Source organism: Citrobacter sp. Cpo071 (genome assembly GCF_030332765.1).
GTDB lineage: Bacteria > Pseudomonadota > Gammaproteobacteria > Enterobacterales > Enterobacteriaceae > Citrobacter > Citrobacter portucalensis.
This window is the reverse complement of the sequence record NZ_JAOWHE010000082.1, coordinates 69,691-93,711: the sequence shown is the minus strand read 5'-3', so window position 1 is coordinate 93,711 and position 24,021 is coordinate 69,691. Positions and strand designations below refer to the sequence as shown.

23 protein-coding genes and 5 tRNA genes are annotated in these 24,021 nt (G+C 52.8%); 11 read left to right on the top strand and 17 right to left on the bottom strand.

Features of this window, described 5'->3' with window-relative positions:
• The first annotated feature begins 79 nt into the window (after positions 1-79).
• The gene (locus OGY09_RS14620; RefSeq protein ID WP_032942752.1) at positions 80-1,363 is read left to right on the top strand and encodes a putative acyl-CoA thioester hydrolase; all 1,284 of its coding nucleotides are present in this window, start codon (positions 80-82) and stop codon (positions 1,361-1,363) included.
• A gap of 82 nt (positions 1,364-1,445) precedes the next feature.
• Here the strand turns inward: OGY09_RS14620 and pgl are convergent, their stop codons facing one another.
• The gene (gene pgl / locus OGY09_RS14615) at positions 1,446-2,441 is read right to left on the bottom strand and encodes a 6-phosphogluconolactonase (RefSeq protein ID WP_020996535.1); all 996 of its coding nucleotides are present in this window, start codon (positions 2,439-2,441) and stop codon (positions 1,446-1,448) included.
• 165 nt (positions 2,442-2,606) lie between these two features.
• Here pgl and OGY09_RS14610 point away from each other — a divergent pair, with 165 nt between their 5' ends.
• On the top strand, positions 2,607-3,425 hold the full coding sequence (locus tag OGY09_RS14610; RefSeq protein ID WP_032942751.1) for a pyridoxal phosphatase: 819 nt from the start codon (positions 2,607-2,609) through the stop codon (positions 3,423-3,425).
• On the opposite strand, the gene modC is transcribed toward OGY09_RS14610, so the two are convergent.
• From modC to OGY09_RS14590, 4 genes are all read right to left on the bottom strand, one after another.
• Positions 3,426-4,484 (bottom strand): molybdenum ABC transporter ATP-binding protein ModC, encoded by a 1,059-nt coding sequence (modC, locus tag OGY09_RS14605; protein WP_003831474.1) that lies wholly within the window; start codon positions 4,482-4,484, stop codon positions 3,426-3,428.
• A 2-nt stretch (positions 4,485-4,486) separates the two neighbouring features.
• Positions 4,487-5,176, bottom strand: a complete 690-nt coding sequence (modB, locus tag OGY09_RS14600; protein ID WP_032942750.1) for a molybdate ABC transporter permease subunit — start codon at positions 5,174-5,176, stop codon at positions 4,487-4,489.
• A complete protein-coding gene (gene modA / locus OGY09_RS14595) occupies positions 5,176-5,949 on the bottom strand; it encodes a molybdate ABC transporter substrate-binding protein (RefSeq protein WP_032942749.1) in 774 nt (257 codons plus the stop codon). Before modA ends, modB begins: the two co-directional genes overlap by 1 nt.
• A 199-nt stretch (positions 5,950-6,148) precedes the next feature.
• Complete coding sequence (locus OGY09_RS14590) at positions 6,149-6,298, bottom strand: AcrZ family multidrug efflux pump-associated protein (protein ID WP_020996536.1); 150 nt, start codon at positions 6,296-6,298, stop codon at positions 6,149-6,151.
• Between the two features lie 129 nt (positions 6,299-6,427).
• On the opposite strand from OGY09_RS14590, the gene modE reads away from it, so the two are divergent.
• From modE to gpmA, 7 genes are all read left to right on the top strand, one after another.
• The gene (gene modE, locus OGY09_RS14585; RefSeq protein ID WP_032942748.1) at positions 6,428-7,216 is read left to right on the top strand and encodes a molybdenum-dependent transcriptional regulator; all 789 of its coding nucleotides are present in this window, start codon (positions 6,428-6,430) and stop codon (positions 7,214-7,216) included.
• Positions 7,217-7,283: 67 nt separating this feature from the next.
• Positions 7,284-8,756, top strand: a complete 1,473-nt coding sequence (modF, locus tag OGY09_RS14580) for a molybdate ABC transporter ATP-binding protein ModF (RefSeq protein WP_032942747.1) — start codon at positions 7,284-7,286, stop codon at positions 8,754-8,756.
• 217 nt (positions 8,757-8,973) lie between these two features.
• On the top strand, positions 8,974-9,990 hold the full coding sequence (gene galE / locus OGY09_RS14575; protein WP_003831462.1) for a UDP-glucose 4-epimerase GalE: 1,017 nt from the start codon (positions 8,974-8,976) through the stop codon (positions 9,988-9,990).
• A 9-nt stretch (positions 9,991-9,999) separates the two neighbouring features.
• Positions 10,000-11,046 carry a galactose-1-phosphate uridylyltransferase gene (gene galT / locus OGY09_RS14570; RefSeq protein WP_032942745.1) on the top strand — a complete coding sequence of 349 codons (1,047 nt, stop codon included), beginning with the start codon at positions 10,000-10,002 and terminating at the stop codon, positions 11,044-11,046.
• 3 nt (positions 11,047-11,049) lie between these two features.
• Positions 11,050-12,198, top strand: a complete 1,149-nt coding sequence (gene galK / locus OGY09_RS14565; RefSeq protein WP_032942744.1) for a galactokinase — start codon at positions 11,050-11,052, stop codon at positions 12,196-12,198.
• Positions 12,192-13,232 carry a galactose-1-epimerase gene (galM, locus tag OGY09_RS14560; RefSeq protein ID WP_032942743.1) on the top strand — a complete coding sequence of 347 codons (1,041 nt, stop codon included), beginning with the start codon at positions 12,192-12,194 and terminating at the stop codon, positions 13,230-13,232. Before galK ends, galM begins: the two co-directional genes overlap by 7 nt.
• 232 nt (positions 13,233-13,464) lie before the next feature.
• Positions 13,465-14,217, top strand: coding sequence for a 2,3-diphosphoglycerate-dependent phosphoglycerate mutase (gpmA, locus tag OGY09_RS14555; RefSeq protein ID WP_003022999.1), 753 nt, complete (start codon positions 13,465-13,467; stop codon positions 14,215-14,217).
• A gap of 108 nt (positions 14,218-14,325) precedes the next feature.
• Here the strand turns inward: gpmA and aroG are convergent, their stop codons facing one another.
• Positions 14,326-15,378: a 3-deoxy-7-phosphoheptulonate synthase AroG gene (aroG, locus tag OGY09_RS14550; RefSeq protein ID WP_032942742.1), complete on the bottom strand. Its 1,053-nt coding sequence runs from the start codon at positions 15,376-15,378 to the stop codon at positions 14,326-14,328.
• Positions 15,379-15,695: 317 nt separating this feature from the next.
• Between aroG and OGY09_RS14545 the strand changes: the two genes are divergently transcribed.
• Positions 15,696-16,070: a YbgS-like family protein gene (locus tag OGY09_RS14545; protein WP_003022994.1), complete on the top strand. Its 375-nt coding sequence runs from the start codon at positions 15,696-15,698 to the stop codon at positions 16,068-16,070.
• Positions 16,071-16,183: 113 nt separating this feature from the next.
• Positions 16,184-17,125, top strand: a complete 942-nt coding sequence (zitB, locus tag OGY09_RS14540; RefSeq protein WP_032942740.1) for a CDF family zinc transporter ZitB — start codon at positions 16,184-16,186, stop codon at positions 17,123-17,125.
• On the opposite strand, the gene pnuC is transcribed toward zitB, so the two are convergent.
• The 11 genes from pnuC to tolA form a co-directional block, all read right to left on the bottom strand.
• Complete coding sequence (gene pnuC / locus OGY09_RS14535) at positions 17,122-17,841, bottom strand: nicotinamide riboside transporter PnuC (RefSeq protein ID WP_003831446.1); 720 nt, start codon at positions 17,839-17,841, stop codon at positions 17,122-17,124. The genes zitB and pnuC overlap by 4 nt on opposite strands.
• 26 nt (positions 17,842-17,867) lie before the next feature.
• On the bottom strand, positions 17,868-18,911 hold the full coding sequence (gene nadA, locus OGY09_RS14530) for a quinolinate synthase NadA (protein WP_003837113.1): 1,044 nt from the start codon (positions 18,909-18,911) through the stop codon (positions 17,868-17,870).
• Between the two features lie 281 nt (positions 18,912-19,192).
• Positions 19,193-19,268, bottom strand: a tRNA-Lys gene (locus OGY09_RS14525).
• 32 nt (positions 19,269-19,300) lie between these two features.
• Positions 19,301-19,376, bottom strand: a tRNA-Lys gene (locus OGY09_RS14520).
• Positions 19,377-19,421: 45 nt separating this feature from the next.
• Positions 19,422-19,497: transfer RNA gene (locus tag OGY09_RS14515), tRNA-Lys, on the bottom strand.
• Between the two features lie 3 nt (positions 19,498-19,500).
• A tRNA-Val gene (locus tag OGY09_RS14510) sits at positions 19,501-19,576 on the bottom strand.
• Positions 19,577-19,713: 137 nt separating this feature from the next.
• Positions 19,714-19,789 (bottom strand) — tRNA-Lys (locus OGY09_RS14505).
• A gap of 165 nt (positions 19,790-19,954) precedes the next feature.
• Positions 19,955-20,746 carry a cell division protein CpoB gene (gene cpoB, locus OGY09_RS14500; RefSeq protein WP_003831441.1) on the bottom strand — a complete coding sequence of 264 codons (792 nt, stop codon included), beginning with the start codon at positions 20,744-20,746 and terminating at the stop codon, positions 19,955-19,957.
• Positions 20,747-20,755: 9 nt separating this feature from the next.
• Positions 20,756-21,274: a peptidoglycan-associated lipoprotein Pal gene (pal, locus tag OGY09_RS14495; RefSeq protein WP_003022983.1), complete on the bottom strand. Its 519-nt coding sequence runs from the start codon at positions 21,272-21,274 to the stop codon at positions 20,756-20,758.
• Positions 21,275-21,308: 34 nt separating this feature from the next.
• Positions 21,309-22,601: a Tol-Pal system beta propeller repeat protein TolB gene (tolB, locus tag OGY09_RS14490; protein WP_003022981.1), complete on the bottom strand. Its 1,293-nt coding sequence runs from the start codon at positions 22,599-22,601 to the stop codon at positions 21,309-21,311.
• Positions 22,602-22,729: 128 nt separating this feature from the next.
• The gene (gene tolA / locus OGY09_RS14485; protein ID WP_008784157.1) at positions 22,730-23,986 is read right to left on the bottom strand and encodes a cell envelope integrity protein TolA; all 1,257 of its coding nucleotides are present in this window, start codon (positions 23,984-23,986) and stop codon (positions 22,730-22,732) included.
• Positions 23,987-24,021 lie beyond the last annotated feature (35 nt).

Genomic DNA, 24,021 nt, shown 5'->3' with positions numbered 1-24,021 from the left:
TTTTAACCTTCCCGTTTCGCTCAACTTAGTATAAAAAAGCAGGCTTCAATGGATAACTTTTCAAAGCCCGGAGCAACCTGTGAACATATCATCAGTTTCCCGTCTGGCGCTGGCTATGGCTTTTGGCGTGACGCTGACCGCCTGTAGCTCTACGCCGCCCGATCAAATTCCTTCCGATCAGACCGCGCCAGGCACCTCTTCGCGCCCGATCCTGTCGGCCAATGAAGCGAAAAACTTCGTTGCTGCGCACTATTTTTCCGCACTGACGCCAAACACCGCGCCGTGGAGCCCTTCTTCTATTTCTCTGCCTGCACAGCCTGACTTCGTCGTTGGCCCGGCAGGGACTCAGGGCGTCACCCATACCAGCATTCAAGCCGCTGTTGATGCAGCAATCATCAAACGTACTAACAAACGTCAGTACATCGCGATTATGCCAGGCGAGTACCAGGGCACGGTATATATTCCGGCAGCAACAGGTAGCCTGACGCTGTACGGTATGGGCGAAAAACCGCTTGATGTGAAAATTGGCCAGGCCATTGACGGTGAAATGAGCACCGCTGACTGGCGTCGTACGGTGAACCCAGCCGGTAAATATATGCCGGGTAAACCTGCGTGGTATATGTTTGATAATTGCCAGAACAAACGTGGCACAAATATTGGTGTGATGTGTTCTGCTGTCGTCTGGTCGCAAAATAACGGTCTGCAATTGCAGAATCTGACCATCGAAAACAACCTGGGTGACAGCGTTGATGCGGGTAACCACCCAGCCGTTGCACTGCGTACCGATGGCGATAAAGTGCAGATCAACAAGGTCAATATCCTGGGCCGCCAGAATACCTTCTTCGTGACCAATAGCGGCGTACAAAACCGTCTGGAAAACGATCGTCAGCCGCGTACGCTGGTTACCAACAGCTACATTGAAGGCGATGTGGATATCGTTTCCGGTCGCGGTGCCGTAGTGTTCGATAACACCGATTTCCGTGTAGTGAACTCCCGTACCCAGCAGGAAGCCTATGTCTTCGCACCGGCTACCCTGTCTAACATCTACTACGGTTTCCTGGCGATTAATAGCCGCTTCACGGCAAGTGGCGATGGCGTGGCGCAGTTAGGCCGCTCGCTGGATGTCGATTCCAACACTAACGGTCAGGTTGTTATTCGTGACAGCGTGATTAACGAAGGCTTTAACATGGCAAAACCATGGGCTGACAGCGTTATCGCAAAACGCCCGTTTGCCGGTAATACCGGTGCGGAAGATGACAAAGGTGAAATCCAGCGTAATCTGAACGACACCAACTTCAACCGTATGTGGGAATACAACAACCGTGGTATCGGTAGCAAAGTGGTTGCTGAACCTAAGCAGTAAACGTCATTCTCTGATGTAAACCCGGCAGATTCATGCTCTGCCGGGCAATGTGCCGGATACTCATCCGGCATTAGACGCAATATTAGTACGCGTTAACCACCACCCACATCGGGCCTTGTCCTACCGCGTAACGACCTTTCTCCGTCAACAGTCCTTGTTCGCCAGCAATCTCGTATACCGCGATATGGTGCGATTTTTGTCCGGCTGCAATCAGGTATTTACCTCTGTTATCGATATTAAAACCGCGTGGCTGAGTTTCGGTAGGTTGGAAACCTTCTTTGGTCAACACGCTGCCATCTTCAGAGACGCTAAAGACCGTAATCAGGCTGGCGGTGCGATCACAGGCATACAGATGGCGACCATCCGGTGTGATGTGAATATCTGCTGCCCAACGGGTATCCGCGAAATCAGCAGGCATCATATCCAGCGTCTGCACACACTCAATCTTGCCGTACGGATCTTTCAGCTCCCAGACATCAACAGAGCTATTCAGCTCGTTCACGCAGTAGGCATATTGCTTATTCGGATGGAACGCCATATGACGCGGGCCCGCGCCTTCAACGGTAGTCACTTCAGCCGGTTCCTGCGCAACCAGATGGCCATCATCGCTAACGTCAAACAGGCAGATACGATCCTGTTTCAACGCCGGAACCCAAAGGGTACGGTTATCCGGAGAGATGTTGGCTGAGTGGCAACCATCCAGACCTTCTACCACGTCAACCAGTTCCACCGGCAGGCCGTCTTCCAGACGCGTGACACTCACGCTACCCGCGTTATAAGAGCCAACGAACACGAAACGTCCCTGATGATCGGTAGAAATATGCGTCGGGCTACCCGGCAGCGCTGACTCTGCCGCGAAGGTCAGCGCTCCGTCATCAGGCGCAATACGATAAGCCAACACGCGAAACTCCGGGCGCACACCAACATAGAGGTAACGCTTATCCGGGCTGACGACCATCGGCTGTACCTGACCCGGTACATCAACCACCTGCGTCAGCGTCAGAGAACCATCGTGATTCAGGCTCCAGACGTGGATTTGCTGACTTTCAGGGCTGGCGGTATAAACGGTTTGCTTCATGAATACTCCTTTGCTTTTTGGCAGGTGGCTGCAATTGCCTGACACACGCCTAAGGTAGACGCTTTTAACGGTGAATGCTTAATTAAGGCTCAGAATTTTGTCCGGCTCCCGTCTCGGTGTACCATTCCAGCAGACAAAATTCTCAACCTTAATCTGGAAAAAACTATGACCGCACGCGTGATTGCCCTGGATTTAGACGGTACCCTGTTGACCCCGAAAAAAACCATGCTGCCATCCTCCCTCGAAGCGCTCTCGCGCGCCAGAGAAGCAGGCTACCAACTTATCATTGTCACAGGTCGCCATCACGTTGCTATTCATCCTTTTTATCAGGCACTGGCGCTGGATACACCTGCAATTTGCTGTAACGGTACTTACTTGTATGATTATCAGGCAAAAAAGGTACTGGAATCCGATCCCCTCCCGGTAGACCAGGCATTACAGCTGATCGAAATGCTGGATGAACATCAGATCCACGGGCTGATGTATGTGGATGAGGCCATGCTGTATGAGCGCCCAACCGGGCATGTGGTGCGTACCGCTAACTGGGCGCAAACTCTGCCGCCGGAACAGCGCCCGACCTTCACCCAGGTTCCTTCGCTGGCGCAGGCCGCACATGACGTCAACGCCGTCTGGAAATTTGCCCTGACCGACGAAGATATTCCGAAATTGCAGCAGTTTGGTCGGCACGTCGAGCAACAGCTGGGGCTGGAGTGTGAATGGTCCTGGCACGATCAGGTCGACATTGCCCGTAAAGGCAACAGCAAAGGACGACGCCTGACCCAGTGGATTGAAGCACAGGGCGGGTCAATGGAAAACGTGATTGCCTTTGGCGATAACTTTAACGACATCAGCATGCTGGAAGCCGCAGGTACCGGAGTGGCGATGGGCAACGCGGATGACGCGGTCAAAGCCCGCGCCAACATCGTGATTGGTGACAACACCACAGACAGCATTGCGAAATTTATCTACTCCCACCTGCTGTAATCAGGCGGTAATCGATACGCTCTTAATTTGCGCGTACAGCCACAGGCCAGGTTTGATACCCAGTTCATCCCTGGCCCACGGGCTGATCCTTGCCCACAGCGTCTTACCGCCCACCTCAAGCTGAACTTCCACCTGACCGTTATCGTCATAACATTGCGCGACTTTTGCCCGGAGAACGTTACGAATACTGGTCTGCTGGGGGGGTTGGAGCACCAGTGAAACATCAGAGGCCTGAATACGAATACGCAGCGCGGTTTGCAGCGGTTGCTCCAGCTTATTGACCCACAGATGCTGATCGCCGAGCGCCAGCGCGGTCATCGCATAGTGTGGATGATGTTCCAGCACGCTGACTTTCAGAATACTGCTTTGCTGTTCCTTAGGCAGCCAGGGGTGCATCACGCTGCTACCCCAGACATCTTCCAGCGAACCAAACGCTTTGACCTGCCCGTTCTCCAGCACCATCACTTTATCCGCCAGGTGCAAAATCTCATCAAGCGAGTGGCTGACATACAGCATCGGAATATTGATTTCACGTGCAAGGCGTTGCAGGTAAGGCAGCAGTTCGCGTTTACGCGGTATATCCAGTGAGGCTAACGGCTCATCAAGCAGCAATAACTCAGGCGCGGTCAGCAGCGCCCGACCGATGGCGACACGCTGCTTTTCACCGCCAGAAAGACCGCCAGGCAGACGGTCAAGCAGCGGTTCAATGCCCAACAGCGCCACCAGCTTATCAAACTGTCCGGCCATGCTTTTCGCCATTCCGTAACGCAGGTTGCCGCGCACTTTATAGTGCGGGAACAGGCGCGCATCCTGGAAAACATAGCCCACCCGGCGTTTTTCCGGCGTTAAACAGATACCGTTCTCGACGTCGTTTAAGACCCGACCATTTAGCACGATGCGTCCGGACTGCGGCTGCGTCAGGCCGCTGATGGCGTTAATCAGTGAGGTTTTGCCCGCGCCGGAAACGCCAAAAATAGCGGTGATGCCGCTGGCTGGCAGCGTTTCGTTGAGCGTCAGGCAATGCGTCCCCAGCGTCTGGGAGAAATTGAGTTCCAGCATAATTATCGCCCCGTCCGCTCACGGCTAATACGCGCCAGCCATTCAGAAATCAGCAGCGAAATCAGCGCTAAAACAATAGAAATGATACACAACCTCGCCGCCGCGCTTTCGCCGCCGGGAGTCTGGATCAGGGTATACATCGCCGAAGGAATGGTGCGGGTTTCGCCAGGAATGTTGGAAACAAAAGTAATGGTTGCGCCGAATTCCCCGAGGGAACGCGCGAACGCCAGCACCGTACCGACAATAATGCCGGGCAGCATCAGCGGTAGCGTAATGGTCATGAATACACGCCAGCGTCCGGCTCCCAGCGTGCGGGCCGCCTGCTCCAGCTTGACGTCGACACCTTCCAGCGCCAGACGAATTGCCCGTACCATCAGAGGAAAAGACATCACCGCCGCAGCCAGTACCGCACCGCGCCAGCTAAAGGCAAAGGTAATGCCAAACCAGTCGTACAGCCATTCGCCAATGAATCCGCGCCGCCCCATAGCAATCAACAGCAGATAGCCCACCACCACCGGCGGCAGAACCAGCGGCAAATGCAGAACGCTGTCGAGCAGTGCTTTGCCCGGGAACTTGCATCGCACAAGCAGCCAGGCAAAGAAGATCCCAAACGGCAGGCTAAACAAGACGGCCAGGGAAGAAACTTTCAGGCTCAGTATGACGGCCTGCCATTCAGGATCGGTCAGTATCATTACTTGGTCGTAAATCCATAACGTTTAAAGATTTCAGCAGCCTGCGGTCCTTTCAGGTAATCATAGAACGCGCTAACCGTTGCGTTTTTGTGCCCATCAACAATCGCGATAGGGTATTCCACTTTTTTGTGCGAATCTTCCGGGAAAGTCGCAACGACTTTTACGCCTTTGCTGGCGACGGCATCGGAACCATAGACGATACCCAGCGGCGCTTCGTTACGCTCTACCAGCGCCAGCGCACCGCGCACATCTTCAGCAGGTGCCAGTTTCGGGGCCAGGGTATCCCATGCACCCAGTTTTTGCAGCGCTTCTTTGGCATAAATGCCCGCCGGAACATGTTCCGGATCGCCAACGGCCAGACGTCCACCGTTCAACAGGCTGGTCCAGTTGGTTTTGCTGTCAATAGTGAAGTCTTTCTGTGCACTGGCTTTCGGCGCGACCACCACCAGGCTGTTACCTAACAGCGTTGCACGCGTTGCGGTATCAATCGACTTTTTGTCTACCGCGTAATCCATCCATTTCTGATCGGCAGAAATAAACAGATCGGCCGGTGCGCCTGCTTCAATCTGACGCGCCAGTGTGGATGAAGAGGCAAAAGAGGAGACAACATCAACGTTCTTCTCTTTTTTGTATTGCGTCGCAATGTCCTGCATCGCGTTGGTCAGTGAAGCCGCGGCAAACACCGTAATTTTGCCTTCATCCGCCAGCGCATGCCCGGCAACGGTAAGAGAAAGTGTTGCCCCTGCAAACAAGCGTAACCATGTACGTGCCATCTGTAACTCCTTTGCGTTTCGTTATGTAGGCGCAAATATAACGAGTAAATCAGGATTTTCCCAGAGGTTATTGATACCAATTAGAGGTTAGACAAAGAAAATATCGGCAGGGAAAGCAGGATCTTGAGAAACTGTAGTCAGCGAAAACGGGTTGGCAGGCGAAAAATATAAACGCCCGACTGAGCGGGCGTTTGGGGAATCAATGATTCTGTCTGGACTGGTCTTTCTGACCGATAGAGGAGAAGATGTTGAACACTTCACCCAGTCCGTAAATCAGCCCCAGGATGACAGCCATCACCACAGGAACCATAATTACGGCGAATACCAGACTTTTCAATAACTCTAACATGGTCAACTCCAGATATAGTCCTTAGTTGTATTCTAACCACATAACACAGAAAAGCACTCCCCTTTTGTGCGGTTGGCTTTGCGCGCGCGCGGTTTTCCGTCACAATACCCCTTTTGCCAGGAGCTTGTGATGCAGGCCGAAATCCTTCTTACGCTGAAACTTCAGCAAAAACTGTTTGCCGATCCCCGTCGCATTTCTCTGCTTAAGCACATTGCGCTTTCCGGCTCCATCAGTCAGGGCGCGAAGGATGCAGGTATCAGCTATAAAAGCGCCTGGGATGCGATTAACGAAATGAATCAACTCAGCGAGCAGACGCTGGTTGAGCGCGCCACTGGCGGCAAAGGCGGCGGCGGCGCGGTGTTAACGCGCTACGGCCAACGCTTAATCCAGCTGTATGATTTATTAGCGCAAATCCAACAGAAAGCCTTCGATGTTTTGAGCGATGACGACGCACTGCCGCTCAATAGCCTGCTGGCGGCGATCTCTCGCTTTTCGCTGCAAACCAGCGCCCGTAACCAGTGGTTTGGCACCATTACCGCCCGCGACCACGATCAGGTTCAACAGCATGTCGACGTGCTGCTGGCGGATGGCGAAACGCGCCTGAAAGTGGCAATCACTGCGCAAAGCGGCGAGCGTCTCGGGCTTGAAGAAGGCAAAGAAGTACTGATTCTGTTGAAAGCGCCATGGGTGGGAATCACTCAGGACGACGCGATCGCTCAGGCCGCCGATAACCAGTTGCAGGGCACGATTAGCCATATCGAACGCGGAGCGGAGCAGTGTGAAGTGTTGATGACCTTGCCAGACGGCCAGACGCTGTGCGCGACTTTGCCGATAGAGCAGGCCCACACATTAACGGAAGGCGCTAACGTCACAGCATATTTTAATGCGGACAGGGTGATTATCGCCACACTGTGCTGAGTTAATTGACATCAGCCTGAAGAACACGTATCCCTGTTATTCATCGCTGCAAATAATGGGATACAAAATGTCATCATTGCAAATTTCGCAAGGCACGTTTCGTCTTAGCGACACAAAAACGCTCCAGTTAGATGCGTTGACGTTAAACGCGGGTGATAGCTGGGCGTTTGTTGGCTCTAACGGCAGCGGGAAATCTGCGCTGGCCCGCGCGCTGGCGGGCGAGTTACCGCTTCTGAAAGGCGAACGTCACTGTCATTTCACACGTATTACCCGACTCTCTTTTGAGCAGCTACAAAAGCTGGTCAGCGACGAGTGGCAGCGAAACAACACCGATCTTCTTAGTCCCGGTGAAGACGACACCGGGCGCACTACCGCAGAAATCATTCAGGACGAAGTTCACGACCCCGCCCGCTGCGCTGCACTGGCGCAGCAGTTTGGCATTTCATCCCTACTTAACAGGCGTTTCAAATACCTTTCCACCGGTGAAACGCGCAAAACCCTACTCTGCCAGGCATTAATGTCCACACCGGATTTACTGATCCTTGATGAACCCTTTGACGGGCTGGACGTGGCGTCCCGTCGCCAGTTAGCAGAGTTGCTCGCTGAGTTGCACCGGGCCGGTTTAACGTTGGTACTGGTGCTTAATCGCTTTGATGAAATTCCTGAGTTCGTGCAGTTTGCCGGCGTACTTGCCGACTGCACGCTGACGGAAACCGGTGCAAAACCCGACCTTCTGCAACAGGCATTAATCGCTCAGCTTGCCCATAGCGAACGGCTGGAAGGCATCCAGTTACCCGAACCGGATGAGCCTTCGGTGCGCCACACGCTGTCAGATAACGAGCCGCGCATTGTGCTTAACGACGGCACCGTCTCGTATAACGATCGCCCTATCCTGCATCATCTGAGCTGGCGGGTAAATCCGGGGGAACACTGGCAAATCATCGGCCCCAACGGTGCGGGGAAATCAACCCTGCTCAGTTTAATCACCGGCGATCATCCCCAAGGATATAGCAACGACCTGACCCTGTTTGGCCGCCGCCGGGGCAGCGGTGAAACTATCTGGGATATCAAAAAACACATTGGCTATGTCAGCAGCAGCCTGCATCTGGATTACCGGGTAAGTACGACAGTTCGCAACGTTATTCTCTCCGGTTATTTCGATTCAATCGGCATTTATCAGGCCGTCTCCGACAGACAGCACAAGCTGGTACAACAGTGGCTGGATATTCTGGGCATCGATAAACGTACCGCGGATGCGCCATTTCATAGTCTTTCCTGGGGGCAGCAGCGGCTGGCATTGATTGTTCGTGCACTGGTGAAACATCCTACGTTGCTGATCCTCGATGAACCGTTGCAAGGATTAGATCCGCTCAACCGTCAACTGATCCGTCGGTTTGTGGATGTCCTGATCGGTGAAGGTGAAACTCAGCTTTTGTTTGTCTCTCATCACGCCGAAGATGCCCCGGCCTGCATTACCCATCGGCTAGAGTTTGTACCCGAGGGTGATATCTACGCCTATCGACAAACCTCTCTGCGTTAATTTTCATGCCAGGGCGTTTATCACGCCCTTTTTTCTGCTTTTTTTTCAGACAAGTGCTGAAATAACAACCTAACACAATGATTTATAATAAAATAACTGGCAGCATCTAGTGAAAACACCGGAGTGTAAACGATTCCACTAATTTATTCCGTGTCACACTTTTCGCATCTTTGTTATGCTATGGTTATTGCATACCATAGGCTTAACGGAGCGAATTATGAGAGTATTGGTTACAGGTGGTAGCGGTTACATTGGAAGCCACACTTGCGTGCAGTTGCTGAAAAACGGTCACGAAGTGGTGATCCTGGATAATCTCTGCAACAGCAAGCGCAGCGTACTGCCCGTCATTGAGCGTTTAGGCGGCAAGCATCCGACCTTCGTGGAAGGAGACATCCGTAACGAAGCGCTGATAACCGAAATTCTGCACGATCATGCCATTGATACGGTCATCCATTTTGCCGGTTTAAAAGCCGTTGGAGAATCCGTTGCCAAGCCGCTGGAGTACTATGACAACAACGTCAACGGCACTCTGCGTCTGGTGAATGCAATGCGCGCTGCCAACGTGAAAAACTTCATTTTCAGCTCCTCCGCGACCGTCTATGGCGATCAGCCGCAAATTCCTTACGTTGAAAGCTTCCCCACCGGCACGCCGCAAAGTCCGTACGGCAAAAGCAAGCTGATGGTGGAACAGATCCTGACCGATCTGCAAAAAGCACAGCCCGACTGGAGCATTGCCCTGCTGCGCTACTTTAACCCGGTTGGCGCTCATCCATCGGGAGATATGGGGGAAGATCCGCAAGGTATTCCAAACAACCTGATGCCTTACATCGCGCAGGTTGCCGTTGGCCGTCGCGAATCTCTTGCCATATTTGGCAATGACTACCCTACTGAAGATGGCACCGGCGTACGCGACTACATCCACGTGATGGATCTCGCCGACGGCCATGTTGCTGCCATGGAAAAACTGGCGGGCAAACAGGGCGTACATATTTACAACCTCGGTGCAGGCATCGGTAGCAGCGTGCTGGACGTGGTCAACGCCTTCAGCAAAGCTTGCGGTAAACCGGTGAATTACCATTTCGCCCCGCGCCGTGATGGCGATCTTCCGGCCTACTGGGCTGACGCCAGCAAAGCCGATCGCGAGCTCAACTGGCGCGTGACCCGCACACTGGATGAAATGGCACAAGATACCTGGCACTGGCAGTCACGCCACCCGCAGGGATATTCGGATTAAGGACCAATCATGACGCAATTCAATCCTGTCGATCATCCACATCGCCGTTTTAACCCGCTCACCGGGCAGTGGATCCTCGTATCACCACATCGCGCCAAACGCCCGTGGCAAGGGGCGCAGGAAACTCCGTCTAAGCAGGTACTGCCTGCACATGACCCGGACTGCTTCCTGTGCGCTGGCAATACGCGCGTTACCGGCGACAAAAACCCGGATTACACCGGGACCTATGTCTTTACCAATGACTTTGCGGCGCTGATGTCCGATACCCCGGACGCGCCGGACAGTCACGATCCGTTAATGCGCTGTCAGAGCGCGCGCGGTACCAGCCGTGTAATTTGCTTCTCACCCGATCACAGCAAAACGCTGCCGGAACTCAGCGTCCCTGCGCTAACAGAAATTGTGAAAACGTGGCAGGAGCAGACTGAAGACTTAGGCAAAACCTATCCCTGGGTGCAGGTATTTGAGAATAAAGGCGCAGCGATGGGGTGCTCGAACCCGCATCCACACGGACAAATTTGGGCCAACAGCTTTTTGCCTAACGAAGCCGAACGTGAAGATCGCCTGCAGAAAGCGTACTTCGCCGAACAAGGCGCGCCGATGCTCGTTGATTACGTCCAGCGTGAGCTGGCGGACGGCAGCCGTACGGTCGTTGAAACCGAGCACTGGCTGGCAGTTGTCCCTTACTGGGCCGCGTGGCCGTTCGAAACGCTGCTGCTGCCGAAAGCGCACGTGTTGCGAATTACCGATTTGACCGACGAACAGCGTGCTGACCTGGCGCTGGCGTTGAAAAAACTGACCAGTCGTTATGACAACCTGTTCCAGTGCTCATTCCCCTATTCTATGGGCTGGCACGGCGCACCGTTTAACGGTGAAGAAAACCAACACTGGCAGTTGCACGCACACTTTTACCCGCCGCTGCTGCGTTCCGCGACTGTGCGTAAATTTATGGTCGGTTATGAAATGCTGGCAGAAACCCAGCGCGACCTGACGGCAGAACAAGCGGCTGAACGACTGCGTGCGGTCAGCGACATCCATTTTCGCGAATCCGGAGTTTAAATAATGAGTCTGAAAGAAAAAACACAATCTCTGTTTGCTGAAACATTTGGCTACCCTGCCACCCATACTATTCAGGCACCGGGTCGTGTGAACCTGATCGGTGAACATACCGATTATAACGACGGCTTCGTTCTGCCCTGCGCTATCGACTATCAAACCGTTATCAGCTGTGCGGCACGCGACGATCGAAAAGTCCGTGTGATCGCCGCTGATTACGACAATCAGGTTGATGAGTTCTCGCTTGATGCGCCAATTATCGCTCATGACAGCCAGCAGTGGTCAAACTACGTGCGTGGCGTAGTGAAACATCTGCAAAAGCGCAATAACGCCTTTGGCGGTGCTGATCTGGTGATCAGCGGTAACGTCCCGCAGGGTGCGGGCTTAAGCTCTTCTGCCTCACTGGAAGTCGCTGTGGGTACGGTATTCCAGCAGCTCTATCATCTGCCGCTCGACGGCGCGCAGATTGCCCTGAATGGCCAGGAAGCTGAAAACCAGTTTGTCGGCTGTAACTGCGGCATTATGGATCAACTGATCTCGGCACTTGGTAAGAAAGATCATGCGCTACTGATCGACTGCCGAACGCTGGGCACCAAAGCCGTTTCCATGCCTGAGGGCGTAGCGGTGGTGATCATCAACAGTAACTTTAAACGCACATTGGTCGGTAGCGAATACAATACCCGTCGCGAACAGTGTGAAACCGGCGCGCGTTTCTTCCAGCAGCCAGCGCTGCGTGATGTCAGCCTTGAAGCGTTTAACGCCGTCGCCCACGAACTGGATCCGATTGTCGCCAAACGCGTTCGCCACGTGATCACGGAAAATGCGCGTACCGTTGAAGCCGCACAGGCGCTGGAAAAAGGCGACCTGCTGCGCATGGGCCAGCTGATGGCGGAATCTCACGCCTCAATGCGCGATGACTTTGAAATTACCGTGCCGCAAATTGATACGCTGGTCGAGATTGTCAAAGCGACCATCGGCGATAAAGGCGGTGTCCGTATGACCGGCGGCGGCTTCGGCGGCTGCATCGTGGCGCTGATCCCGCAAGATTTGGTACCTGCCGTACAGCAGGCCGTCGCGGAACAATACGAAGCAAAAACCGGTATCAAAGAAACATTCTACGTCTGCAAACCTTCACAAGGAGCAGGACAATGTTAAGCGAAATCCCTGTGCAGGCTCCGGACGGTCAGCCGTTTCGCCTGCTCACCCTGCGCAATGACGCAGGGATGGTCGTCACGCTCATGGACTGGGGCGCGACGCTGCTCTCTGCGCGTATTCCGCTTAGCGATGGTAGCGTGCGTGAAGCATTGCTCGGGTGCGCCAGTCCGGAACAATACCCGGAGCAGGCTGCGTTTCTGGGCGCTTCAATTGGTCGCTACGCTAACCGTATCGCCAACAGCCGCTATACCTTTGCCGGCGAAACCGTTGAGTTGGTACCAAGTCAGGGCAACAACCAGCTGCACGGCGGGCCAGACGGTTTCGACAAACGTCGCTGGCAGATAGTCAATCAGAATGACCGTCAGGTGCTGTTCGCCTTAACATCTGACGATGGCGATCAGGGTTTTCCTGGCCATCTATGCGCCACCGCGCAGTATCGCCTGACTGACGATAATCGTATTTCGATAACCTACCGCGCCACGGTCGATAAGCCCTGTCCGGTGAATCTGACGAATCACGTTTATTTTAACCTCGACGGTGACAAAACGGATGTGCGCCAGCATAAGCTGCAAATTATGGCGGACGAGTACTTGCCGGTTGATGAAATGGGCATCCCGCATGACGGGCTGAAATCCGTCGCTGGTAGCACTTTCGATTTCCGCACGCCTAAAATGATCAGTAGTGAATTTCTTGCCGATGACGATCAGCGCAAGGTGAAAGGTTACGATCACGCCTTCCTGCTTCAGGCACAGGGCAATGCGCGTACGCCGGTCGCCCGACTGTGGTCCCAGGATGAAAAACTGCAGATGGTGGTATACACCTCCGCCCCGGCATTGCAGTTTTACTCCGGCAACTTCCTCGGCGGTACACCATCTCGTGGACCAGACGCCTACGAAGACTGGCAAGGTCTGGCGCTGGAAAGTGAGTTTCTCCCGGACAGCCCGAACCATCCAGAGTGGCAGCAGCCGGACTGCTTCTTACGCCCGGGTGAAGAGTATGCCAGCGTGACGGAATATCAGTTTATTCCAGTCTGATCCTTTCCCCTCACAGGCCCGACGACGTAACGTAGCGGGCCTGTTATTTGTTTATCACAGTAGAACCGCTCAAATCCCCACCACTCAAAGACAAAATCGCAACCTTGAATTCACAAGAACCTTACACTGTGGCGCTATTTTCGCTATGGTTATGCGTAAGCATTGCCGCTGACGCTTTACGGCAATATAATGAGAATTATTATCATTCAATATGATTTATAGGAGTGAGTGTATGGCTGTAACTAAGCTGGTTCTGGTACGTCACGGTGAAAGTCAGTGGAACAACGAAAACCGTTTTACCGGTTGGTATGACGTTGATCTGTCAGAGAAAGGCGTGGGCGAAGCAAAAGCGGCAGGTAAACTGCTGAAAGAAGAAGGCTACAGCTTCGATTTTGCTTATACCTCTGTGCTGAAACGTGCCATCCACACCCTGTGGAACGTACTGGACGAACTGGATCAGGCCTGGCTGCCGGTTGAAAAATCCTGGAAACTGAACGAACGTCATTACGGCGCGCTGCAAGGTCTGAACAAAGCTGAAACCGCTGAAAAATACGGTGACGAGCAGGTTAAACAATGGCGTCGCGGCTTTGCGGTAACGCCACCGGAACTGACCAAAGATGACGAGCGTTATCCGGGTCACGATCCGCGTTATGCGAAGTTGACCGACAAAGAGTTACCGGTTACCGAAAGCCTGGCGCTGACCATCGATCGCGTTATCCCCTACTGGAACGAAACCATTCTGCCGCGCATGAAAAGCGGTGAGCGCGTAATTATCGCCGCTCACGGTAACTCTCTGCGTGCGCTGGTTAAATACCTGGATAACATGGGCGAAGATGAGATCCTTGAACTGAACATCCCGACCGGCGTACCGCTGGTATATGAGTTCGACGAAAACTTCAAACCAATCAAACATTACTATCTGGGTAATGCTGACGAGATCGCAGCAAAAGCGGCAGCCGTGGCGAACCAGGGTAAAGCGAAGTAATTTTCATCTTGGGTCAAACGAAAAAAGCGTGGAATGCTCCACGCTTTTTTATTGCCGAATGACGGCGTTGCCTTATACGGCCTACCGAGCGTAGCCCGGATGAATTTTTTAACCGCGGCGCACTTTTACCGCATCCGCCAGCTGGCGCAACACCGCATCGGTATCTTCCCAGCCAATGCAGGCGTCGGTGATGCTCTTACCGTAGGTCAGCGGCTCACCGCTATCCGGGTTTTGATTGCCTTCTACCAGATGGCTTTCGATCATCACGCCAATAATTGCTTTTTCGCCCCCAGCAACTTGTCCGCAAACATCTTTCGCGACATCCATCTGCTTTTTGAACTGCTTGCTGGAGTTGGCATGGCTAAAGTCGATCATCACCTGCGCTGAAAGCCCTGCTTTGATCAGACCTTCTTTCACGTCGGCAACGTGCTGAGCGCTGTAGTTCGGCTCTTTGCCGCCGCGCAAAATAATATGGCAATCGCCATTACCACTGGTATTTACGATCGCCGAATGACCCCATTTGGTCACAGACAGGAAGCAGTGCGGCGCTCCTGCGGCGTTAATCGCATCAATCGCTACTTTGATGGTGCCATCAGTACCGTTTTTAAAGCCAACCGGGCAGGACAGACCAGACGCCAATTCGCGATGCACCTGAGATTCTGTGGTACGTGCCCCAATCGCGCCCCAGCTCATCAGGTCGGCGAGGTATTGCGGCGTAATCATATCGAGGAATTCACCCGCAGCAGGCAATCCGCTGTCATTGATATCCAGCAGCAGTTTACGCGCAATGCGCAGCCCATCGTTGATCTGGAAGCTGTTGTCCATGTGCGGATCGTTGATAAGCCCTTTCCAGCCAACGGTAGTTCGCGGTTTTTCAAAATAGACGCGCATAACGATTTCAAGCTCGTCTTTTAACTCTTCACGCAGTGCCAGCAGGCGAGCGGCATACTCTTTGGCGGCTGCCGGATCATGAATAGAGCAAGGCCCAATCACTACCAGCAGGCGATCGTCACTCCCTTTCAGGATTTTATGAATCGCCTTACGGGCATGAGCCACCGTGTTTGCGGCATTTTCAGTAGCGGGGAATTTTTCCAACAATGCGACTGGCGGTAATAACTCGTTGATCTCTTTAATGCGTAAATCGTCGTTCTGATAATTCATGATTATTCCAGCGTTGCCATACTTATATAAATGAATGCAATCCCTCCAATCTATATCTTCAGTCATAAAGTGTAAACGGGGTTTTACACTTTGGACGGATTAATCCTGGAATTGGCCAAAAAAACGCAATAAAGTAGCGAAAAACGAGATCCAACCTACAATTTATAACTGTAACGGCTTTAATTTTCATAAATTTCAAGATTCTATGCTGGGTTTAATTTCTCTGGCAAAACTATTAACCACATATTGATGATGTAACTGGCACATGCACTGTTGGAAGACGTTATCCGACATATCGACCATAACAGGAGCATATTATGCATATGACAAAGCTGGCTTCACTCTTTCTTACCGCTACACTCAGCCTCGCCAGCGGCGCGGCGCTGGCAGCTGAAACCAATACGCAGTCCAATAACGGCCAGGCAAATTCCTCGGCGGATGCCGGTCAGGTCGCCCCAGACGCACGCGAAAACGTGGCACCAAATAATGTCGACAACAGTAACGTGAATTCGGGTGGCACAATGCTGCACCCGAACGGTTCATCAATGAACCATGAAGGGATGACCAAAGACGAGATGCACAAAAACACAATGTGTAAGGACGGTCGCTGCCCTGATGTGAATAAGAAAGTTGAGACCGGAAACGGCATTAACAATGATGCTGAGACAAAAACTGATGGCACTACGCAGTAACGCTGAAAATAAAGCTAATAATGGGAGAGCAATAGCTCTCCTTTTTAATTTTATCATCCCAAAAACGGTATGATGGCATACAGTAAAGATGAGAATAACAAAGGGATGGCATAATGGCGCACTCGCATACTCATACTTCTTCTGAGCAACCCAAGGACAATAATGCCCGCCGCTTGATGTTTGCATTCTGCATTACAGCCGGATTTATGTTGGTTGAAGTGGTGGGTGGCATACTTTCAGGTTCACTGGCCTTGTTGGCCGATGCCGGGCATATGCTCACTGATGCCGCAGCGCTCCTTTTTGCGCTACTGGCCGTCCGGTTTTCCCATCGCCCGCCCACAATACGACACACCTTCGGCTGGCTGAGGCTCACGACACTGGCCGCGTTTGTTAACGCCATCGCATTGGTCGTGATCACCATTTTAATCGTCTGGGAAGCCATTGAGCGCTTCCATACGCCCCGCCCCGTGGCTGGCGGCATGATGATGGTTATAGCTGTCGCGGGTTTACTGGCTAACGTGCTGGCTTTTTGGGTTCTACACCGCGGCAGTGAGGAGAAAAACCTGAACGTCCGCGCCGCGGCACTACATGTGATGGGCGATTTACTCGGCTCGGTCGGGGCGATCATCGCTGCGCTGATTATTATCTGGACGGGCTGGACGCCTGCGGACCCGATTCTCTCGATTCTGGTTTCCGTGCTGGTACTGCGTAGCGCCTGGCGACTGTTAAAGGATAGCGTTAATGAATTACTGGAAGGCGCCCCGCTGACGCTGGATATCGCCGCACTACAACGCCATCTCAGCCGGGATATCCCCGAAGTCCGCAATGTGCACCATGTCCATGTCTGGATGGTGGGTGAAAAACCGGTAATGACGCTGCATGTGCAGGTGGTCCCGCCGCACGATCACGACGCGCTGCTGGAGCGTATTCAGCATTTCCTTATCCATCACTACCAGATTGAACACGCCACGATCCAGATGGAGTATCAGCCGTGTAATGGGCCGGACTGCCACCTGTATCAGGGGGTATCCGGCCATTCACACCATCACCATTAATGGGACAGCGCGTGGGAACCCCGCTCGCGCGCGCTGTTAATCCACATCCTGCTACCGTTCAGTGCGATAACCGTCAGGATCACATATTCCAGCGACATGGCATATACGCCTTGCAGGGCGAAAATCACTACGCTTATTACGTTAATGATCACCCACAGCAGCCAGTTTTCAACGTACTTACGCGTCATCAGGATCATCGCCGCAATCGACAACACCATCATGCAGGAGTCCCAGAACGGGAATGCATCGGGTTGCAACTCAGGCACAACAACCTGCAATCCTAATGCCTGCATAATGTTCACCGCAATGCGGGTCAGGAACGCAAAGACCGGATCGATATAGACCGACATCAGGCCGATCGCCACCACGCAAGCCGCCAGCCAGCCGATCGCTTTTGGTAACGGCAACCAGCGAATTTTCAGTTCCGCTTCATGCTGGTTGGTTTGCCTGGACCAGGCATACCAGCCGTAGATGTTGGCGGCAAAGAAGAAAACTTGCAGCAACAGGCTTGCATAGAGCTGGATCTGAAAGAAGATAATCGCAAACAGCGTGACGTTTATCAGGCCGAAGAAGTAATTGCTGATTTTCTCAAGGCTTGCCAGGCCAATACACAGCAACCCGGCGATCGTCCCCACAGCTTCGATCCACGACAGATCGTAACCGCCAGCGCCAATCGGAATATGTACCAGAATGTTCTGCGTGCTAAAAAAGTCCATCTTTTCCCCCAGAGCAAAAAAATTAATTAAGCTCGAAGTGTAGCCGCAAATTCCAACATGCGGTTTAACGGCAACAACGCCCCTTCTCGCAGCGCAGCATCAACATGTATCTCATGAGCCGCTCCGCCTTGTTCCAGGCCCTCAGCAATCGCCTTGAGGCCGTTCATCGCCATCCACGGACAATGCGCACAGCTGCGGCAGGTTGCCCCCTCACCAGCCGTCGGCGCTTCAAGCAATTCTTTATCCGGAACGGCCTGCTGCATTTTGTAAAATATGCCCCGGTCAGTCGCCACAATCAGCTGTTGATGCGGTAACGATTTAGCTGCGTTGATTAACTGGCTGGTTGAGCCAACCGCATCGGCCATATCAACGATAGACTGAGGGGACTCCGGGTGCACCAACACCGCGGCATCAGGGTAAAGCCCCTTCATGCGTGTTAAAGCCTGAGTTTTAAATTCGTCGTGGACGATACAGGCCCCCTGCCAACAAAGAACGTCTGCACCGGTCTGTTTTTGGACGTAGTTGCCCAGATGTCTGTCCGGAGCCCAGATGATTTTTTCACCCAAACTATCAAGATGCTCAATAAGTTCTACCGCGATACTGGATGTGACGACCCAGTCCGCACGTGCTTTAACGGCGGCTGAGGTATTGGCGTAAACCACCACGGTACGATCCGGGTGCGCATCGCAAAACGCGCTGAACGCATCAATCGGACAGCCCAGATCTAATGAGCATTCCGCCTGTAGGGTCGGCATCAGGATGGTCTTTTCCGGGCTGAGGATTTTGGCGGTTTCCCCCATAAACCTCACGCCTGCAACCAACAGCGTAGAGGCAGAATGTTTTGAGCCGAAACGCGCCATCTCCAGAGAATCAGAAATACAACCACCGGTCTCTTCGGCCAACTGCTGAATTTCAGGATCGGTGTAATAGTGCGCGACCATAACGGCATCACGCTCTTTCAGCAGGCGCTTGATTTTTTCACGATAAAATTGCTTTTCATCCACACTCAGCGGGGCTGGCTTCGGCGGAAACGGATAAATTGCTGCTTCTGGATCAAACATCACGCTCATCTTGCTTTCTCGTTTTACTGGCTTAACGAAATAACCGATTAAAAGCGTGACGCACGCCGTATTCGGTTAGATTTGTTTTATATGCTAAACAAGATAGCGGATTGGCGTAAGAAAGTCACAATAATTGCGTGTGAGGAATGCCGGAAGGCGACTGACGTCTTATCCGGCTTACGTGAATAGTGTCGTCTGTAGGACTGATAAGCGAAGCGCATCAGGCAAGCAGATTCGAATCTTATAAATCGCAGATAGCAAAAAGGCGCCTTTAGGGCGCCTTTTTACACTGGTGGGGCGTGCAGGATTCGAACCTGCGACCAATTGATTAAAAGTCAACTGCTCTACCAACTGAGCTAACGCCCCCTTATGGGGTTTACTTCTTTATACTTTCAGGATGGTGGGTCGTGCAGGATTCGAACCTGCGACCAATTGATTAAAAGTCAACTGCTCTACCAACTGAGCTAACGACCCGCTCGGGTATAACCTGAAAATTTTTACTCGGTGCCACCAATAAATTGGTGGGGCGTGCAGGATTCGAACCTGCGACCAATTGATTAAAAGTCAACTGCTCTACCAACTGAGCTAACGCCCCGAGTGGTGGGTGATGACGGGATCGAACCGCCGACCCCCTCCTTGTAAGGGAGGTGCTCTCCCAGCTGAGCTAATCACCCGATACTGCGCTGGATACTACTTACTAACTAAGTTAGTGGTGGGTCGTGCAGGATGACTCGGCTTCGCCTCGCCCTACGGGCCGTTGCTTACGCAACGTTATCCTTCACGTTTTACAATCGCGTTCCACCTTAGCGATTGGTGGGTCGTGCAGGATTCGAACCTGCGACCAATTGATTAAAAGTCAACTGCTCTACCAACTGAGCTAACGACCCACTTTTTTTGCCGCTTTCGGGCTGTTTGATATCCCTTGGCAACGGCGGCATATATTACTGATTTCAGATTTTAGCGCAACAAAAATTTCGATGTAAATAACTCAACTGCTTAGGAATCACACGACGCGACCAGAATTAACACGATTTCTGGTCGCATGGTGTTCATTACATCGCGCCAAGGCGTTTTTGCGCTTGTTTCGCGCCATCAGTGCCAGGGTATTTAGTGATAACCTGCTGATAAACGGCTTTCGCTTTCTCTTTATCACCTTTGTCCTGCATGATGACGCCGACTTTATACATCGCGTCTGCAGCCTTTGGTGATTTCGGGAAGTTTTTGACTACTGAAGCAAAATAGAACGCTGCATCATCTTTTTTCCCCTTGTTGTAATTCAACTGACCCAGCCAGTAATTCGCATTTGGCAGGTAAGTTGAGTCTGGGTACTTTTTAATGAAGTTCTGAAATGCTTCAATCGCGTCATCCTGGCGGGATTTATCCTGCACCAGAGCAATGGCCGCATTGTAATCGGTATTCGCATCGCCAGTTTGTACCGGAGCACCTGACGCTGCCGCTGCACCCGCATCAGGTGCAGGGGTTGCTGCTGCCCCACTCTGATCGCCGCCCGCAGATTGCGCCGCAGGTGCACTACCGCTACCAAGATTATTCATCTGCAGCAATATCTGCTTCTGGCGTTCAACAACCTGATTCAGTTGATACTGATTTTCCTGAATTTGACCGCGCAGGGAATCAATATCGGACTGATTATCGGAGAGTTGTTGCTGGAGTTGGGTTAAAAGCTGACTGTGAGCGTTAGAAATACGCTCGAGTTGAGTGACACGGTCTTCGACCGAGCCAGAGCCGACACTACTGATTGGCGCCTGTGCAAAAGCGGCCCAGGGGGCCGCTATGCCAACCAGTAACGACAGACTCAACAGATGATGTCTGAAGTTACTGCTCATGCAATTCTCTTAGTAAACCAGTACGGCGCGACGGTTTTTGGCGTAAGCCGCTTCGTCATGACCCAGTACTGCAGGTTTTTCTTTACCGTAAGAAACGATGGAGATCTGGTCAGCAGAAACGCCTTTACCCTGCAGGTACATCTTAACGGCGTTCGCACGACGCTCACCCAGGGAGATGTTGTACTCAGGAGTACCACGTTCGTCCGCATGACCTTCTACGGTGACTTTGTAAGACGGGTTGCTACGCAGGAAGTTAGCGTGAGCATCCAGCATTGCAGCGAAGTCAGAACGGATATCGTACTTGTCCAGATCGAAGTAAACGATGTTGTTCTGCTGCAGCTGTTGCATCTGAAGACGCGCTTGCTCTTCAGAAGACATGTTGCCGCTGCCGTTTGCATCCATACCAGTGCCGGCACCCAGCATGCCTTCGCTGCCGTCATTGCTGGCGTTCTTGTTAGAAGAACACGCTGCAATAGCCATAACAGGCAGAGCAATCATCAGCCCTTTCAGCACTTTGTTCAGTTGCATTTCAATGATTCCTTTATTAATCAATTATTTATTATCACAGATACGGCGACCAGGCAGGGAATTTAACCTGTCCATCAGTTGCCGGAAGACGCGCTTTGAAACGCCCATCTGTAGAAACCAAATTCAGCACGGATCCCATCCCCTGAGAAGAGCTGTAGATTACCATAGTGCCGTTAGGTGCCAGACTTGGCGTTTCGTCCAGGAACGTTGACGACAGAACTTGTACGCCACCCGCTACCAGATCTTGTTTGGCAATGTGCTGCTGACCGTTGGCCGAGCTTACCATTACCATAAATTTACCGTCGCTGCTCACATCCGCATCCTGGTTTTGCGAACCTTCCCAGGTAATGCGCTGCGGAGCACCGCCGTTGACGTTAACTTTATATACCTGCGGACGACCGGCCTGGTCAGACGTAAAGGCCAGGTTTTGGCTGTCCGGGAACCAGGTAGGTTCCGTGTTGTTGCTACGACCATCCGTCACCTGACGGATCTGACCTGAACCAATGTCCATGACATACAGGTTCAGGCTACCGGTTTTAGACAGGGCAAACGCCAGTTTGCTGCCATCCGGAGAAAACGCAGGCGCACCGTTGTGACGTGGGAACGAGGCTACCTGACGAACCGCGCCGTTAGACAGTGTCTGAATAACCAGTGCAGAACGACCGCTTTCGAAGGTAACGTACGCCAGTTTTGAACCGTCCGGGGACCACGCCGGAGACATCAGCGGCTGCGGAGAACGGTGTACCACGAACTGGTTGTAACCATCGTAGTCGGACACACGTAATTCGTACGGGAACTGACCACCGTTAGTCTGAACAACATAAGCGATACGGGTACGGAATGCACCTTTAATGCCGGTCAGTTTTTCAAACACTTCGTCACTTGCAGTATGGCCCGCGTAACGCAGCCACTGCTTGTTCACTTTATAGGTGTTCTGTGCCAGTACGGTACCCGGTGCGCCACCGGTGTCAACCAGCTGATAGGCAACGCTGTAAGAACCATCCGGGTTCGGCGTAACCTGGCCGACGACTACGGCATCAATGCCCAGCGCAGACCACGCGGCAGGTTGAACTTCCTGCGCGGTACCGGGCTGCTGAGGCAGACGAGAACGGTCTAACGGGTTAAATTTACCGCTGTTACGCAGGTCAGCACCTACGATACCACCGATATCTTCAGGTGCAGCACCCGGTCCTGCCCACTGGAAGGGGACAACACCAATCGGGCGCGCCGAGTCCACCCCCTGGGTGATCTCGATACGTACTTCTGCGTGCAGCACCGCTGCCCACAGCATCAGAAAACCAAATGCTACTCGTAATGCCTGCTTCATCATATCTCCCTTATCTGGACGGAAAGCCCACGATAATTTAGCAGAATGTTAACAAACTCAAATACACAAAACTACCAGAACTCTGTCTCAACCTTAGACCGTTTCCCCTGATTTCTCAGGGGGCGTTATTACAGTTTGAAGTCCAGTTTGGCATCTTTTACTTTTTCATAAACTGCCTGGCTAGGCGGTTTAGGAATTCTGGCGGTTTTCGCAGCCGTCAGCGCAGCCTGACACAATGCCGGATCCCCGCCCTCTTCGGTCACATCCAGTAACAGACCATCGGGTGCTAACTTGATATGTAATACGCAAGATTTACCTGCATACAAATCTGCACCATACAGACGGCTCTGGATCGCATTACGAATTTGAGATGCGTAAGCACTGATATCAGCGCCAGATGCACCGCCATTGGCACCACTTGTACCACTATCTTTCGCCGGTTGGCCGTTTCCTTTCGCTCCACCGCCCGATTTCGGTGCATTCTTACCAGAGCTCAGGTCGCCCAACAAGTCGTCAACGCCAGAGGCTGCAGCGGCTTTTTCGGCCGCAGCCTTTTTAGCAGCAGCTGCTTTATCTGCCGCAGCTTTCTTATCGGCAGCGGCTTTCTCAGCTGCAGCTTTTTTGTCTGCCGCTGCTTTTTCTGCAGCGGCTTTCTTATCAGCCGCCGCTTTTTCAGCAGCGGCAGCTTTCGCGGCAGCGGCTTTTTCTGCTTTCTCAGCAGCAGCTTTCTCGGCTGCAGCTTGCTTAGCGGCCTCAGCCTGTGCTTTCTTCGCAGCGTCCGCAGCTGCCTTAGCAGCTTGTGCTTCTGCAGCTTTCTTCGCATCAGCGGCGGCTTTAGCGGCTTCAGCCTCAGCTTTTTTCTGTGCGTCCGCAGCGGCTTTCTTCGCGGCATCTGCCGCTTGCTTCGCCTGAGCATCAGCTTTAGCCTTCGCGTCTGCAGCAGCCTTCGCCGCAGCCTCTTCAGCCTGTTTCTGTTGCTCTTGCGCTTTCGCTGCGGCGGCTTCAGCTTGCTTCTGCTGTTCCGCCTGTTCGCGCACTTTTTCCTGCGCGGCTAAACGTTCTTTTTCCAGCTGCTTCAGTCGCTCTTGCTCAGCTGCCTGCTTCTCGCGAAGTTCTTCAGCTTGCTGCTGCGCCTGCTTTTCACGCTGCTCTTCAGCACGTTTCGCACTTGCCTGCTGTTGCTGCTGCCTGTCGTACTGTTGCACAACGGCGCCTGGATCGACCATAACGGCGTCGATGGACGAACCGCCACCGCCGCCGGCTGAAGCATCAATGTGCTCATCGAACGAACTCCAGATCAGCGCTGCAAATAAAATGACATGCAGCACCGCTGAAATAATTATCGCCCTTTTGAGCTTGTCGTTTTGTTCGGTTGCCTTTGACACTCTCGGTTCCCAAAAAACTGTTCGCCTGTTACGTG